General features: G+C 58.7%; 15 protein-coding genes. 1 reads left to right on the forward strand and 14 read right to left on the reverse strand.

What is annotated here, in order from left to right:
* Positions 1-57: 57 nt before the first annotated feature.
* On the reverse strand, positions 58-936 hold the full coding sequence (locus FH041_RS09695; RefSeq protein ID WP_111475693.1) for a hypothetical protein: 879 nt from the start codon (positions 934-936) through the stop codon (positions 58-60).
* A 594-nt stretch (positions 937-1,530) separates the two neighbouring features.
* Here FH041_RS09695 and FH041_RS09700 point away from each other — a divergent pair.
* A complete protein-coding gene (locus FH041_RS09700; RefSeq protein ID WP_168199532.1) occupies positions 1,531-2,523 on the forward strand; it encodes a ParA family protein in 993 nt (330 codons plus the stop codon).
* 441 nt (positions 2,524-2,964) lie between these two features.
* On the opposite strand, the gene FH041_RS09705 is transcribed toward FH041_RS09700, so the two are convergent.
* The 13 genes from FH041_RS09705 to FH041_RS09765 form a co-directional block, all read right to left on the reverse strand.
* Positions 2,965-3,942 carry a hypothetical protein gene (locus FH041_RS09705; protein WP_140174465.1) on the reverse strand — a complete coding sequence of 326 codons (978 nt, stop codon included), beginning with the start codon at positions 3,940-3,942 and terminating at the stop codon, positions 2,965-2,967.
* Between the two features lie 72 nt (positions 3,943-4,014).
* Entirely contained in the window at positions 4,015-4,944 is a 930-nt protein-coding gene (locus FH041_RS09710; RefSeq protein WP_140174467.1) for a hypothetical protein, read from the reverse strand.
* Positions 4,945-5,557: 613 nt separating this feature from the next.
* Positions 5,558-6,352: a DNA adenine methylase gene (locus FH041_RS09715; RefSeq protein ID WP_140174469.1), complete on the reverse strand. Its 795-nt coding sequence runs from the start codon at positions 6,350-6,352 to the stop codon at positions 5,558-5,560.
* Positions 6,353-6,503: 151 nt separating this feature from the next.
* Positions 6,504-7,067, reverse strand: coding sequence for a lysis protein (locus FH041_RS22995; protein ID WP_140174471.1), 564 nt, complete (start codon positions 7,065-7,067; stop codon positions 6,504-6,506).
* The gene (locus FH041_RS09725; protein WP_140174473.1) at positions 7,064-7,615 is read right to left on the reverse strand and encodes a glycoside hydrolase family 19 protein; all 552 of its coding nucleotides are present in this window, start codon (positions 7,613-7,615) and stop codon (positions 7,064-7,066) included. The genes FH041_RS22995 and FH041_RS09725 overlap by 4 nt, the downstream gene beginning before the upstream one ends.
* Positions 7,616-7,637: 22 nt before the next feature.
* On the reverse strand, positions 7,638-8,690 hold the full coding sequence (locus FH041_RS09730; protein ID WP_140174475.1) for a phage late control D family protein: 1,053 nt from the start codon (positions 8,688-8,690) through the stop codon (positions 7,638-7,640).
* Between the two features lie 58 nt (positions 8,691-8,748).
* Entirely contained in the window at positions 8,749-8,961 is a 213-nt protein-coding gene (locus tag FH041_RS09735; RefSeq protein ID WP_140174477.1) for a tail protein X, read from the reverse strand.
* Positions 8,936-9,781, reverse strand: coding sequence for a phage tail protein (locus tag FH041_RS09740; protein WP_140174478.1), 846 nt, complete (start codon positions 9,779-9,781; stop codon positions 8,936-8,938). Before FH041_RS09740 ends, FH041_RS09735 begins: the two co-directional genes overlap by 26 nt.
* 9 nt (positions 9,782-9,790) lie before the next feature.
* Positions 9,791-13,060 carry a phage tail tape measure protein gene (locus tag FH041_RS09745; RefSeq protein ID WP_140174480.1) on the reverse strand — a complete coding sequence of 1,090 codons (3,270 nt, stop codon included), beginning with the start codon at positions 13,058-13,060 and terminating at the stop codon, positions 9,791-9,793.
* A gap of 131 nt (positions 13,061-13,191) precedes the next feature.
* A complete protein-coding gene (locus tag FH041_RS09750; protein ID WP_140174482.1) occupies positions 13,192-13,488 on the reverse strand; it encodes a phage tail assembly protein in 297 nt (98 codons plus the stop codon).
* A gap of 30 nt (positions 13,489-13,518) precedes the next feature.
* On the reverse strand, positions 13,519-14,028 hold the full coding sequence (locus FH041_RS09755; protein WP_033736936.1) for a phage major tail tube protein: 510 nt from the start codon (positions 14,026-14,028) through the stop codon (positions 13,519-13,521).
* A 14-nt stretch (positions 14,029-14,042) separates the two neighbouring features.
* Positions 14,043-15,221 carry a phage tail sheath family protein gene (locus FH041_RS09760; protein WP_140174484.1) on the reverse strand — a complete coding sequence of 393 codons (1,179 nt, stop codon included), beginning with the start codon at positions 15,219-15,221 and terminating at the stop codon, positions 14,043-14,045.
* An 86-nt stretch (positions 15,222-15,307) separates the two neighbouring features.
* Complete coding sequence (locus FH041_RS09765; RefSeq protein ID WP_257225426.1) at positions 15,308-15,979, reverse strand: tail fiber assembly protein; 672 nt, start codon at positions 15,977-15,979, stop codon at positions 15,308-15,310.
* Between the last annotated feature and the right edge of the window lie 11 nt (positions 15,980-15,990).

A 15,990-nucleotide genomic window follows, 5' to 3' on the forward strand; every position in this document is an offset into this window, starting at 1 on the left:
AGCCGAGCCGCGCATCCACCGCGAGCATGCCCCGCGCGTGTTGTAGGCCGGGGCAGCTTAACCCGTTGCATCGACGCGCTTGAACACCGCCTCTACTTCAGGTTCCAGTTGATTGATCGCGCCGAGATACTCGATCAACTCCGCCGCCCGGCTACCACGCAGCCCGGCCGTGGTCATTTCTCCATCGACCACATAGCTGTACACACCACTTACCGCAAACGCCTTCAAACTTCCGATATGCCGCGCCTGATCCGCCAGCGTCTTCTTGAACGCCTGCCCCTCGAAAAACCGGCGCCGTGCCACAGGGTTTCCGAAGGCGACTTCCATGATCACCAGTTCGGCGCGCGCCGGCGTGGCCGTGTGTGCCACGTCTGGCGCCGGTGGATGGCTCCCATCGTTCTGGAAAGGGGCGCACAGGTGCAGTTGCACTTTCAATACCGATGCATCCTGCGCCAGCGTCGGCGCGAGTTTGTCGCGCACATACGCTTGCAGATCTTCAAGGCTTTGTCGTGGACTCATGTGCACGTGAATCCGATCGGCATGATCGAGCCCATTGAGGCGCTCGTCTGCCAGTCGATTCACCACCCTCATTGATCCGTGCGGCAGGTCGTACGCCAGCGTTTCCTCGAACATGTTCTGCTCGTCCGAGAACAGCAGAGGGCTGGCTTGCTTGAAGCGCTCCTGCTGGTCGGCGGACTTGAAGCCGATCTCCACACCGCCATCAAGTTCGTAGTCTGCGATCTCTGCCACACCCTCGGCCAATGGCCAGAGGTGTGCGTCCTGATTACGCGAGAAGTGATGCTGGATGTACAAGCCCAGGCCTGGCAACCGGGAGCACAACGGCCCGTGCACGTCGCGCCAGTAGTGGGCGAAGATGGCGTGTGGGACGCGCTCGCGTCTTTTGACCGTGGTGTAGCTGTTGATGGTGATCGTCATCGCTTGACCTTGTTGAGCTTGTGGGGTGTTTAGAGTCAGAGCTGGCTGGGGGGACGGCGTTCAGTCGAGGTCATCGCGGCTTGGCAAGAGGGAGACGGGCGTAACAGATCAAGAGGTTTAACGGCCGAGAGGTGTAGTCAACGGGAACTTCTTGATCAGCAGACCTGATAGAATTCTCGCTTTTGCGCTTGATCGTGGACTGAGCACAAGACACGGCTAATAGACCTCCTCTCTGAGGACGATGGCGGTGACCGGTCAGCAAAAAGCGCTCTACATCAGTAGTAACCGAGAGATTTCCGAATGCCCCCCGAAACGCCAGAAAACGCGGCCAGCCCCATGGATACGGTAGTGAGACGGTTTTCTGTTGCCCCCATGATGGATTGGGGCCACTTTTCCTAAAAGCCTTCCAATCAAAGGCGTACAGACCACGCCATCAGCGACAGTACCATTTTTGTACCACTCGCTCCTGAATCAGGCATCGGGTCTGCATATGCCAGTGATTTAATTTCTCGGCCGATGCCACGCCGATGTCGCCTATACCAGCCATGTGACTAGTGATAGCCTCCAGACATCATTCCTGCAGGGAGCTGCATCGTGATAACGCTGACCTTCTTTAACCACAAAGGCGGAGTCGGAAAGACGACCCTCACCATCAACGTCGCTGAAGCATTGGCGGATCAAGGCTTGAGAGTTCTGATGATCGATGCAGACCCTCAATGCAACCTGACAGCTTTTTACCTAAGAGAGAAGGACCTTGATGAACTGCTGGGTGAATCCGACGACGAGGATGCAGGCAGCACCATCTGGTCTGCAATCAAGCCAGTCGTCGACGGTAAGGGCGCGATTAAGCATGTTGATGCGATCAGCGTCAGAAAAAATCTGTGGCTGTGCCCCGGAGATGTTTTGCTCGCAGACTACGAAGAGGAGCTTCCAGCCGCCTGGACGGGGTCGTTCGCTAGAAAATCTCGCGATTATGATGTGATGTGCGCGTTATCCAAAGCAGCCAGAGGGATGGGGGAGCACTACCAAGCTGACGTGGTGATTTATGATATTGGCCCGAACGTCGGCCCGCTGAACAGAGCCGTGCTACTCGACTCAGACTACTTTTGCACACCAGTCGCTGCCGATCTCTTCTCGCTCCGAGCACTTACAACGGTAGGCAGAGCGGTTAGCCGTTGGATCAATGACTGGAAAACCGTGCGCGGCCTTGCGAACGACGCGGACAGGCAACAGCTGCTCCACGGGCACCCCGTTTATCTGGGCTATGCAACCTCCGCCTACAAAGTTTCCTCCGGCAGAACCTCGACCAAACCACACGAGTACTGGGAAGGCAAAATTGCCCCTCGCGTGAAAAGCCGAGTGGTGGACGCGCTTCGCGCAATCGACCCTTTACTCGCTCCATTCCCCGGCAGCAAATTGGCGTCGATCAAGGACTTCCATAGTCTCGCACCGCAAGCTCAGGAGTACGGGCTCGCTATCGGCGATCTGCGCGGACATGTGAATTCTGGCTACAACGCTCAGATCAAAGAGGCCGCCGCAGAGTTCACCGGATTGGCTACAACGATCAGGAAGCGAATGGGCATTTAACTCTGCTTACCCAGAGACCTCGTGATCACACCCCAATTGTGCTTGAGTATCCAGAGAGAAGCCGCCCAAACCCCTCATATTCAGGGCCCTAGCGCTTTTTAGCGGCGGTTTGAATTCACGTCAAAGGCGTAGATGGGCATAGAATGGCGCTCGGCTTGCCCCATTTTTGCCCCACACCAAGGCATTCTGAGCAAGCCCAGGATGGAGCCGAGCCAGCGCGCCTGCGCCCAAGCGACGATGGATCGGGATAATTCTTCCTGGAGGCGATTGTTTTGCCCTACCTTCAGAGTTCGCCGAAAGCTCTTGTGCCAATTTTTACCAATCTTAGGACACAAAGGCCAAAAATAAATTTCTGCATTCCGGCCTCATTGGCAACTGGCGCCTGGACTTTCGGCATTGATTTCGACTTATCTAGAACGGGTAAATTAGCTAGAACCCAAATCAACCGTTGTACCATTTAGTGCTAGAACTGAACACTGCTCCATGGCATTGATAAATAACCTGCCTATTATAGTGTTTCAGCACTTCAAGATTATCAACATAATGATGAGCCTCAGTACACAATCCAGACTTAATCTGCTCCACTGCCCGAGCAGACGTCGCGCCTGCAATGGTTGAGCTTAGGCTCTGAAACGCGTACCTTATAAAGCCATTAGAAAAAAAATTAAAGTCGAATGCCATCAAATCATCAGAAATGGCGGGTATAGAGAAACCCCGATCAGACAACAGGCATTGGTGATTCGTATAGGTATAAACAAATATTATCCTGTAATAGTCAGAACTTTCAAAAAATTGATCGACAAGCTCATCAAAAAAACATTTTCCTTGCCGACCTAATGGGGTCAGCAATAAAAATATGGCTGAGAGCCATTCGCAGTATTCTGCATCCGAGATTCCAAGCAGTTCACACAAATAACGCTGATGCGGTCTTCGGCCATTAAGCACGCGCTCGAAATTTTCCAAATGGACGGAATTTGTTGGCTTATAGAGAGCTAAATTCGGAAAGCTATTTAGCATCTTTCTGAGCGAATAAGGGTTGCGAATAAAATTTAGGAATTTACATCTAAAAAAACCAATCAACTCCCCTCTTACATCACAACCATGCTGCATTATTTTGGCGCGCAGCAACTTGGTAATACCATCAGCCTGAGCCTCGTACTGATTAAACAGCAGCTCGAAATTGTAACGCTCCCCACCATCACCCAAAATATCGAAGCTAAACAAGTCATGGAGACTCAGTGCATTTTGAATCAACTTACCCTTAGCAGAATTTAGTTGGACACTATAGGATTCTCGATCAATTACACCATACTCATAAATTCGCTGTTTTTTCTTTGGCGCATCTGGATTAATGGCGTTTAGCCTTTGCTCGTACTGAGAGACAAAATGCTGGTTCTTTGTGCAATCTCTCAAATTCATCGATTAGTTCCTACAAGCGGAATATGTTGATAAACCACCAAACCTCAAACGCACAAAAGCTTCAACCACTCTCTACTCACCGCTAGCCTTCCCCTGGCCTCGGGCACCATTTTTCAACTTATCAACCAAGTTGACCACCGTCCCCATGGACTCCATCATGTAGTTAAAATCATTACTCGATATATCCTTGTGGGTGGGCCACTTGATTTCCTCACCAAGCATATCCACCAGCACCTTTAACGACTCAGGATTACCACTGAACTGATTAACGGTATAGTACATCAACAGATACCTGTTAAATGCAGATCGAACACTTAAATACACTATTGAGGAATCAACATAGCTTCTATACTGCTTCAGAAACCAGGCCGCGAGAAACTCAACAACAAAAAACGTTACCGAGGTTGAGATCATACCCAAAAGAAGGAAATGGCTATAACCCCAAACATGCTCAGCAATTTGCCACAGCACGATCGCTATCGCGTAACAAGCAATTCCCCAAAAAAGATAAGCCTTACCGCTACTTAATAGCTCTTTGGCTTTATTTTCGGAAAGATTGATGCGCGCATCAAGTGCGTAAACAACTTTCCCTACGTAATCTTCAAATGGAGTATCCAAGTGGGGAATAGCCTGCAACTCTCCTCTAGCGCTAGCATCTGTCACCTTATTAAAAGCTGCTATCTCGTCAGCTATTGTTTTAGCCGGGCTCACATAAACATCTTCAGTCACTTTCAGACGCTTTAAATTTCTTCTGAAAGCCATATTGTAGAGCACCCAAAAATAGCTTAATAAGCCTATCAAAATTAATAACGGGCCTGTCGGATTATCTAGCTGCGATGTCAACCAGCCGGGATACTGAATTGTTGCAGCCCCCGTCACTAAACCTAAAGCACAAACACAAAGACCAAGAAATAGCTTGAACGAATGCCATGTTTTTTCCCGGGCAATCTTTTCATCTTCCGACACAGCTATTTTGTTAAAAATATCACCCAATACACTCATGGCTCATTTTATTCCTTTCAAAACACGTGTGTTTTCAAACCTCATCGAGGCTATCCTGTATACAGACTGAACAGCTCGCCGATAACGTCATACAGCCATCGCACAAGCTAATATAGTCGGAATGTGCGTCCGCAGCCAACTGAAGACTCATTGGAGGATAAGAATTTGAACCCGCCCGAATAACTCTCTAGTCCGCACTCGGCTAACAAAACGAGGCGCTCGCTCATCCTGCATAGGTTTGTTTCGGCCGTAAACGGCCCGACAAACGCCCTAAATTTGCCCTAACCCGACCGCCGGTTGCTATCGAAAGGCACGAAGGCTAGCTCACTGGCCAAAATTGGACTGCGGGCGCTTGCTGGTTGCGCTCCTCATCCGCTATTAAATGTGCGGTTGTTCGAGATGCCCCTAATGTCGCTTTGGGAGTTAAGGGTCGGCATCGACGTAAACGGAAATATCCTTACTAGGAGGTAGCTATTGCTAGCTGCTCAAAAGCGACGGGGTAGGATCCGATTCGCGACATGCGTTAGAGGAGCACTTTGCCACTGTGCAGCCGGACATTTCAAGCATACCTCCCAGTCCTTGCCCTCGTAGTGGGTAGACACCCCTCCCTGTATCAGAGCAGCCGCTCAAGGCCTGCGGGCTGCCAGTTCATGATCACCAGCTCACCGGTCACCTCCGCCCTACCTTGGCGCTGGTTCGTGTTGCAATAGCGGATATCCAGGCACTCGAAGTGGAAGCCATCGAAGGCACGCCGGATGTCCGGGTGGTCATTGATGCTGACCATTACTCTGCCCTTACATCGGCGCATGAAGTCGGCCATGCGCTCGTACTCCTCGAAGGCGAAGTCCTTGCCATATCCGGCTGTCTGCCAGTAGGGGGGATCCATGTAGAAAAAAGTGTGGGCTCTATCGTAGCGTTCGGCACAGCCGAGCCAAGGTAGGTTTTCAACATAGGTACCGGCGAGACGCTGCCAGGCGGCGGAAAGGTTTTCCTCAATACGCAGCAGGTTAATGGCGGGCCCAGTGGTGGCGGTACCGAACGTTTGCCCGGTGACCTTGCCGCCGAAGGCATGCTGCTGGAGATAGAAGAACCGGGCGGCTCGCTGAATATCGGTAAGGGTTTCAGGGCGCGTCATCTTTTGCCACTCGAAGATCTGGCGGGAACTGAGCGCCCATTTGAACTGGCGCACAAATTCCTCCAAGTGGTTCTGCACCACGCGGTAGAGGGTAACTAGGTCACCGTTCACATCGTTCAGCACTTCCACGGGGGCGGGCTGGGGACGCATGAAGAACAACGCGGCGCCGCCGGCGAAGACTTCGACATAGCATTCATGAGGGGGAAAGAGAGGGATCAAGCGGTCGGCCAGGCGGCGTTTGCCACCCATCCAGGGGATGATTGGAGAGGTCATAGGTATGCAAGTCTTTACTGTATAGATAAACAGGTGATAGGCTCGCCGCGCTTTGTGCACAAGGCAGGGGCCACGGCTGGACTTGCAGGAAGGGTCTGCGGGTTCGGTGGGCCGGGCTGGATGTTGACGCATCCTTCCCGGCTCGCCTCTTTTACTGCTTGGTGATTTCGCGAACGTAGGCCTGGCAGGCCTGCAAGGCGATCAGTCCTCGGTCGCCTTCATCGGTGATGGCGATAATTCGTTGAGCATGCGCTGGGTCAAGTTGGGCGCGTACGGCGCCAGGTACCACGCCTCCGGTGCCGGCGGTTTCTCGCACCCCACCGTCACAACCCGAGCGGGCAACGGCTCCTGAGTCGACAAGGACTGACAGCCGCATATCAGTGGTAGCAAGCCGGTCACGCAGGCGAGCTTGAGTTTGTTGAGCATCTTGCATCTCCTGCCAGTGGTTTTGTGCCTGGGACCGCAGACGGACTTCAAGGGCGCTGCGGGCTTGCTGTTGTTCAGCCAGTTGACCGAGCGCGGTGGCTGCCGCCCTCTCCCGCCCCAGGCTGTTGATACGATCTTTCTCTGCTAGCTGCTTGCCGTAGTCGTCGGCCTGGTCAGCGAGCTGCGCGTTGTATGCGTTAGCCTGCCAAACCCAAGCTGCTCGGGCGCCAACCGCACAGGCGAGCAGCAGCGCCGCGACAGCCAATAGGCGGGAGACCCACCCGCTCACTGCAGCACCTCAAGCGCTCGAGCGTAGATGGCCTTTCGATCCTCCAGGCCATTGGTCCCGCCATTGATGCGCTTGGTGATGGCCAGGAGGTCACCCTTGTCGGCCAGGCTGTTCAAGCCCTCCTTCTGCCAGAACCAGCCTGCCGACATGGATGCGTACACCGGATGCTCGAGCAGCTCTGGCGTATTCAGCAGCCGGCTATCCCCGAATAGGGCTTCGCTGCAGGCTTCATAGTTGGAGCGCCCCGTCAACTGAATCAGCCCTCGGCCGCGATAGAGCTGGCCATCCCCATCCGGCTCAGGCGTGTTACCAAGCCGCTGAGCCAGGCGGCCGGTGTCGTACTTCGACAGGTACTTGTCATTGCCCAGTTCGCGCACGTACTGCAGCTGGCCCGACTCATGGCCGATCTGAGCCAGGAACGCAGCCATGCGCAGTCGCGTTACGATGGCGTATTTGCCCATGGTGGCGTTGAGGCCGGGAACAAAAACGCCGGCTTTGCGGCCGGCGTTCGGGAGGATCTGTAACAACTGCTTCTCGCTGATTGGCATCGCTTGTCTCCAGAGTGATGGGTTACGCCGCAGACACGTCCACGGTGCGTAGTGGTTTGGTCTGCTTCTTTTTCTTGCCCTTGGCTTTCGCCTTGCCCTTCTTGCCGCCGTTGCACTCAACCGTGGTCGACCAGCCCGAGGGCATGAACACCTGCTCCACGCTGTCCACCAGGTACTCGCCGTCGAGCCCGCTTTTGAAGCCCTGGGCGTTGATCGAGCGTTCTGCAAAGAGGTCGGTGCGTCCGAGCATTTCCAGGCGCACGCCAGCGGTGCTGCGGTTGAACGCCGCCAAGCGGGCCTTGGCCGCCTGCTCGGCAGCGCCCTTGTCCGGGTAGATATGGCGGTCGGTGTGCACGGCGGGCAGGCCTTCGGGCGCTTCGTCGTTGCCCAGCTCCACGACCTTGAGCGCGCCGGTTTTCTTGTCTTGATGCTGCGTCTTCACGGCCTTCTGCGTGGTGCGGTCGCCTAGGCGGAAGCTGTAGCGGTTCACATCACTGCGCTGGATGGTGACCGCACCAAAGACCTTGCCACCGGGGGTGCTGCCACCTTGGCGCGGCATGACCAGCAGCTGCCCGTCGCCCACCTTGGCCGTGCAGTCGTACTGCCTGGCCAGGCGGGTGATGAAGTTGAAATCGGACTCGTTGCGCTGGTCGACGCGGGTCACCTTGGTCTGCACGGTGCAGCCAGGTTTCCACCCGTTGCGCGCAGCTAAGTCACTGACGATCTGCGCGAGCGGCACGTTCTCCCAGCTGCCGCTCCGGGTAGTTTTGCCGCTGCCGCGCATGTCGCTGGCCTTGCCGCGCAGGGTAATGGTGTCAGGCGGGCCAGTTACTTCGACCTGGTCCACCCGGTAGCTACCGAGGCGGGCCAGCACCTGGCCTTCGTACCCCATGAATGCCTCAATGTTGGCGCCCCGCTTAGGCAGCGTGACGGCCTGGTCGCGGTCGTCAACACGCAGTTCGAACTCGTCTGAGTCCATACCGGGTTTGTCCAAGGTGCGAAGCAGCAGCAAGCGGTCGTTGATCAGCGCGGTGATGTCCCGGCCGTCAGCGACTATTCGAAACGAAGGTTTCATGTGCACTCCGAAAATGAAAAACCCCGCACGTGGCGGGGTTGGCTGGAGGATCCGGGATCTAATCCCACAAGGTGATGTGCTCCGCATCAGGCGTGATCGCGGGCATATCAGGGAACATGATCAACAGCCCTGCCTGGAAGGGTTGCCGCTGCTCGGCAAGGCCTTGATTAGCCTCCATGACTGCTTCAACGGTGCCATTCAAATGCCCGTAATAGGCCTGGCAAAGCGTGTCCAACACGTCACCGTCAGACGTTCTGCAGGTCATCGCCATATTTGATGAACTCCAAGGTAAAGCCTTGCTTGCGCGGGATACCCCCGGCGAGCAAGGACGATTGATCTTCATCGACCTTACGCAAGCACCAGTTGCCCAGCACTGCGCCATAGCCGGTGGTCAAGCTGACCGGCATCATCTGCCGGCCAATCGTGCGCAGCGCGTCCAGCTGGTTAATGCCGCCCTTGAACAACGGGAACACAGCCCCCTTGATCGTCAGCGTATCCTCACCCTGCCCCACCCCTTGCTGGGCGATATCGCGGGACAGTCGTTCTTGGCCAGCCCAGCGGAACGCAGTACGCCGCTGCAGCTCGTCGAACGCGGCCGTGTCGAGGTTGAAGTAATAGGGCTGCGAGCCTGCCTTGAGCGGCTGCAGTATCAGCAGATGCGGGAACGGGGTCACGGCGGCCGCTGCCGGCGCGGCACTGGCGCCAAACGTGCTGGTCGGCAATATGCCCGTTAGCGACGGACTGACCTTACCGGCCATGCGGTTGATGGCCGAGCCCGCTTTGCCGGCCTGCTCACTCAGCGTACCCAAGCGCTCGCGCACCTGGGTCGCGGCGCTTGTGACCTGGCTGTATTTCGACGCCACCGAGCCCACCGTGGACTGGGCAGCGTTGATGGCTCGCAGGGTTCGTTGCAGCTTAGCACCGACTGCAGGGCCGACGATCGGCAAACTATCCAGCTCGGACGCGGCACCGGTCATGTCACTGACGGCGCCGTTGAGCGGCCCTAACATGCCGTCGACACTGGTACGGCCGGCCTCACCGGCCGCCACCAACGACGATAGCGTTGATTTCATCAGTTCCATATAAGCCATCGCGTTTCCTTAGACGTGCGCCTCGTCGTACAGCTGGGCGCTAAAGCGTTTGCCTGCAAACTCGCGCTGCAGGCGCTCAAACAGGCCACGCAACGGCGTTTCCATGGCGGCCACCGTCTGATAGGGGTCTTTCACATCCCCCTCGATAGTGACCGGCATACTCAGCGCAATTGAAAAGGTCTGTTCAACCTTGGGCGGCTCCGACCTGGCCTGCTCTGCAGGCTTGGGCGGCGGTGATGCTGGTGCTGCAGCAACAGGCGCCGCCACCTCAACCAGCGAGCGCACCACATCGCCCATCGACTCGGCTCGCTGGGCGGCATTACGGCGTAGACCGCGTGCAGGCTCAGGTCGGAAGCGCTCGAGCACTTTGGGCTTGCTCGGCACTGCAGGTGCTGAAGCCGGTGCGGGGCCCGCCTCGATCTTCACAGCAGGCGTAGGCGCAGACGCTTTCGCGCCAGGTGCCGTTACTGTAACGACAGGCGGTTGAACTGACACCGGTGCCGCCGGCGGTGCCATGCCCTGGACAACAGGCGCTGGCGGCCTGGCCACTGGCTCATGCGCCAGTTTGACCGGCGCCGGCGGGCTTGCCACAGGCGCCGGCGCGGCCGGCACCGGGTCAGGCGCTTTCGGCGCCGGCACGGAGGTGACCACTACCGGCGGCGATAGCACAGGCGGCAAAGGCTTGGGCGCTTCGACCACCGGCGCGGGCATTGCCAACACCGGCGTGGCTACTGCCGGCGCCTGGGGCGCTGGCGCGGCTTGGTCGTTGACTGGCTCCTGCTCCTGCTGGGGCTTGTCCTTGTCATCACCGAACCAGGTTTTGCCCAACCATCCGCCCAGGGACTCGCCACCCAGGCCGCCCAGGGCCATGCCGATAGCACCGCCAACGGCGGTGCCAATCACAGGCACAACTGACCCGATAGCGGCACCAGCGATGCCGCCCGCCCACGCCCCAGCCATGCCCCCCGCCACACCGCCATAACCCTCGGCTTTCTCGTCGCGGGTCCGGGCGTTCAGCGCCGTATCGAGCACGCCGGGAATAGCATCTGCGACCTGGCCACCAGGCAACTTGCCTGCCACCTTGGTGACGCCACGCACACTGCGCACCATCCGTCCCAGACGACTCAGTTCAGGCACCGCCGGGGCGGCGACCAGCTTAGAGACGCCTGCAGCGGGGAGCGCCGGCGCAAAGCGCTGGACCATCGGCGCCGGCGGGGCGGATACCTTGGGCGCAACGGGCGATGGCGTAGCAACAGGCGGCCGTGGTGCGGGCACCGTTGGCGCAGCGGCCGGTGGTTTGATGGCCGCCGGCGGGGGCACGATGGGGGTTAGCCGTACTGGCGCCTTAACTGCAGCTGGCACCGGCCGATGCACGCCCAGCGGCGAGCGTACAGGTGCCGGCGCAACTGTCCGGCGCCGGCGACGCACCCGACGCCCCCGTGTAGCGCCTCCAGGGCCTGAATTAGGCCCGGAAGGGCTCAACCCGCCAAAGGCATCAGCATTGACCACAAATACGCGCATAGGCTCGTTGCCGGCCCCCTGCGCAGGGTCATTACTGGCGGGCACTCCAAGCACCTTGCCCAGCGCACCTAAACCTGCGTCGACCACCCGCTTACCGGTCCTTGGCGCTGCCGCTTGCTCCGGCGCGCCTGGGATTTTGCTTGCACGACGATATCCCCAGGCGCGGCCGCGTGCGACGTTGAACACGCCCCGGCCTACCTTGGCCGCACTGCGCGCTGCAATGACCGCCCCTACAGCCGTGGCCAGGCCTGCCAGGCCCATGGCCAACTGGGGTACATCGTCCGACAACTTGGTGACCCAGCGGGCAACGGTTGTCGCACCGGTAGCGAACGCATCGGTCGCCGGCCGGATGGCATCACCGATGCTGCGCATGGCGTCATCAGTGGACTGCACCAGCTCAGACCAGCGCTGTGCCGACGTTTCGCGCCGCTCGGCCAGGTTCTTGTCGAGGATGCCGGTTGCCTTCATGGAATCGGCTTTCAGCTCGTTGTATAGCCCTCGGTTCTGACCGTAGGCAGTCAGCGCCGCTTTCACCTGCATATCGGCAAACAGGTCGCCGGTGCGCAGGGTCTTTTCCAGAGCCTCAAGCGCTGCCTTGGCCTTTTCCGGGTCGACCTGCTTGTCGATCTTGGCTTGAGCATCCTTGATCTTTTTGGCCTTGGCCGGGTCGGTCGCCTCCACATACTGCATGGCCAGGCCCATGGACGCCTCAATGACGTTCATGCCCTTCTGCAGGCCGGTATTGAGCGAGGCCTGATAATCAATCCCGGCGTCTTTGTACGCCTTGACCACGTCGCCGGCGCCGATCCTCTCCATCCAGTTCTTGAAGTTGTTGGCCGCCTCGTCCGAACTGCCTGCAGTCTTCATCTGCACTTGCAGCATCGAGCCCAGCGACGACACAGCATCAAGCCCGGTAATGCCGTTCTTTTCCATGCCCGCCAGCAGCTGCGGGAACCACTTGGCCATGTCGCTGGCTTCGAAGCTCCCTGCCTGGCCCTGATAGGCGATAGCCTCAAGGGCCTGCTGCATCACCTTGGGGTCGGTGATCTTGGCGTTTTGCTGCAGCGCCATGATCATGCTCGCCGTGTCGACGCCCGATGCACCCTGCCCTACCGCGAACTTGGCCGCCGTCTTGGAGAAGGCCATGGCCTTGTCCAGCTCCATGCCGGCGCCGACCAGCTGGTTGATCAGGTCGGCCACGTCATTGCGGGCCATGCCGGTGTCATTCGAGGTTTGAATGACATTACGGCTTAGCTGCACTTCTTCGGGCTGGTTGGCCGCGTCTGCCTTGATCGCAATGTCACGGATGATCGCTTGATAGTCCGCACTGATCTTGGTGGGCACAGCGGTCAGACCGATGCCCACTGCAGCAGCCCCTACGGTGGACTTGAGTGAAGCCCGGCCGGCGGCGATTTGCTCGCGCCCTTTAACCAGCAGGTCGGCGGCTCTGGCGTCCCGGCCCAGGCGTTGATACTCCCGGCCCAGGCGGCCAACCTCCACGCCTTGCTTGCGCAGGGCATCAAGGTTGCCATTGAGCTTGCGCAGCAGCTTGTCAGCACTGGCCGCGCCGGTTTCGTGCGCCCGCTTCCACTCGGCCTGCAGCTTCATGGTTTCGCCAATGGTGCTTTGCAGCACCTTGGCCTTGTCGCCCTTTTTCTTGAGCTTGTCGATGCCGCTTTCGACCGTGCGGAAAGCTGCACCGACTGACGACGCCACCGCGCCGCCAATCACCAGCGATAACGCCAGTTTGCTTGCCATCGGTAACCCCCTTAGCGGCTCAGTCCGTGAGCCACCAGACCATGTCGGACCATGGCATGGTCATGATTTCACCGGACGAAAAACCCAACTCAGTGGCCAGCCGCTTGGCCAGCCCCTTTTGCACCTTTGGGTCAAACCTCGTCGTCTTGCACCAAGCGAAAGTAACCAGCCTGCAAGCGGGTGTAATCCTTGAGTGCCAGGCCTTCCAAGTCCTTGGCGCCGACCTCCGCGAGGCTGGCGAACAGGTTCAGTTCGGCTTGCTCCTCATCGCCGGCGGCCGTGGTCGACGCCGAACGCACGTCACGCACAGTCGGCGCACGCAGGTGGATAGAGTCAATTTGCACCCCGTTCATGTCCGTGGGACGGCTCAGGCGCACGGTGATACCGGCGTCGGTCAGGGTCAGGTATTTCGGCAGTGGCTTGGTCATTGTTCGGTTTCCTTGAGTTCGTGAGGGGAATTACAGGCCTAGGGCCTGGCGCTGGGCAGCCAGCTGGTCAACGCCGTTGATAACGCGGCGCATGCCAAGCGCGTCGATTTCGTATACGACACGGCCGTCTACTTCGAGCTTGTAGAAGGTCAGCGCCACGGCGTGCTTGATTTCGGCCTTGTCGCCGGCCTTCCAGTCGCCCATGTCGATTTCTTTCAGTGAGCCCCGCAGGGTGACGGCAACCGGCTTGATGGCGCCTTTCAGGCCCTTGAAGGCGCCACGGAACGTGCCGTTGAACGCGGTGCCATCGGCCAGGCCGAAGTGGTTCAACGCCTCACGGCGCACGCCGGTGGTGGTGAAGCTGGCTTCTTGTTTCTCCATGCCCATGTCCAGCTCAACGGGCATATCCATGCCGCCGGGGCGGTGTTCTTCCATCTTGAGCGTGAGTTTCGGCAGGGTCAGACTGGGTACATCGCCCTGGAAGCTGATGCCGTCCACGAACAAGTTCAGGTTGGCCAGGGTTTCGGGAATCATTGCCATGGTGGTGTTGCTCCTTAAGCGGCGGTGTCGAGGACTTCGGTCAGCCACTGGTCAGTGACTTCAACGCGGAAATTGGGGTTTTCGGCGGGCGGCACATCGGTAAAGCGGATGTTCCAATACACCTTGCCCTGCCCCAGCTGGCTGGCCGTGTTCAGCTCAGGGTCGGCGTACACTTCAAAATCGATGATTGCGCCCTGGGCTTTCAGGTCGCGCATGAAGTTCTGCAGGCCCTCGGTTACGTCCTTGACGTAGGTGGCCGTGATCGAGCGGTCTACCGCCCATTTGTGCCCTGCCTGGATAGCGTCCATGACGATATCGAGCGTTCGCACGCGGGTGACAAACGCCCATTTCGGATCGCTCGACAAGGTGCGGTTACCCCACAGGCGGTAACCATCGTCGCGAATGATGGTCGCGATATTGGCGTTGTTGAGCAGGTTGGCCCGGCAGGTTTCGTCGCCGTCGAGGAACTCGATAGGACGGGTCGTGCCGGTGATGCCTACCAACTCCTTGTTCGACGGCGAGGCCCAGAAGCCGTATTCGCTGTCGGTCCAGGCGAACAGACCGGCCACCCAGGCCGAGCCAGGCGCATCGACCGTGGCGCTTTCGTTGGTATCCCAATACTGCACACCGGGGTCGACCATGAATGCGCGTTTCGAGCCGAAGCTGGCCGCGTAGGCAATGGCTGCCTCGTCGGTTGTGCCTGGGCCGTCGATGATGGCCAGCCCGCGCAACTTGTCAGCCAGCCCTACCAGCGCCGTTCCTACCGCTTGGGTAGCACTGTGCTTGGGCGCTACCAACAGACGGGGCTGGGCGTTGAACCGGCTTTTACCGTCGCGCAGCGCCTGCAGGCCAGTACGGCTGCCGTTGGCCAGCTCGCCGCCGATGATGGCCGATGTTTGCTCGGCAGGGTCGCTCAGCTTGGTCACGCCGCAGGCGACAATGACGGCTTTGGCGCGCTGGTAGATCGCACGGCAGGCCTTGGTAATGGCCGCATCAGCGCCGAACGCGGCTACCGCTTCGCGCTCGCTGGTGATCAGCACCAGGTCGTTTTCCTTGGCGGTCGGGGTAGCGACCGCGCCAGGCCCTGGGGTGAAGGTGTCGACCAGGCCGATGATCGAGGACGACGGCAGGGCAATGCTGCGGGCGCCGGTATCGACGTTCGTTACGGTAACGCCGTGGAAAAAACCACTCATAAATCCATTCTCCAGATATGAGAAAGCCCCGCGTGCGGGGCTTTGAGGTACAGCGGAAAAGAAAACGCCCCGTCAGTGCGGGGCGCTTAGTGGGTTTGCGAAGCCAGCCACACGGCCAGCGCTTCGTCGTTGGGACTGCCTGGCCAATCGTCATCGGCCGGCGCTGTGGTGGTGATATCCAGGCGGTTCAGCTCAACGCGGTAGACCTTCCACGCCTTGAGCGCTTCGGCCTCGGCCTCGGTGGCCATGTCCATGGATACGGCATCCTGCAGCGTGCTGATGCGCGCCGTGGCGTACTGGTTGGCCAGCTGCTGCTTGAGGTAGGCCGCTTGACGCGCCGCCTCAGCAATAGCCCCTTCATCGGGCGCCCACTTGTCACCCTGCCAGGTGTCGAACTCCGATTCCGGCGCCTGCAGCGTGTAACCCTCGGGCAGATTGCCCAAGGCCTGCCACTGGCGGGGCTCGCCCGTCTCGGTGCTATAGACCGTGGCGCCACGATGGTCGGCCACAATTTGCCAGGCCTTGCCGTCCTCCACGGCAACAGCGGCGAAGCCCTCGGGCACCACTGGCGGTTCGAGTTGGCAGCTATGAGCCGGATACAGCCACACATCGGGCTCCAGCGGACTTGGATCGGCGGGGCTGCTCGATAGAAATTCGCCGGTACCAGGCGCGAGGTTGCAGATGATCGGAGCCATCACACCCGGTAACTGCCACCAAGGGGCTTCCGCGACGCTTGTGCTGGGGAATTGGTCTTCCACGGTTTAATCCT

Origin of the sequence: Pseudomonas sp. SWI7 (assembly GCF_006351945.1) — a bacterium.
Taxonomy (GTDB): Bacteria; Pseudomonadota; Gammaproteobacteria; order Pseudomonadales; family Pseudomonadaceae; genus Aquipseudomonas; species Aquipseudomonas fulva.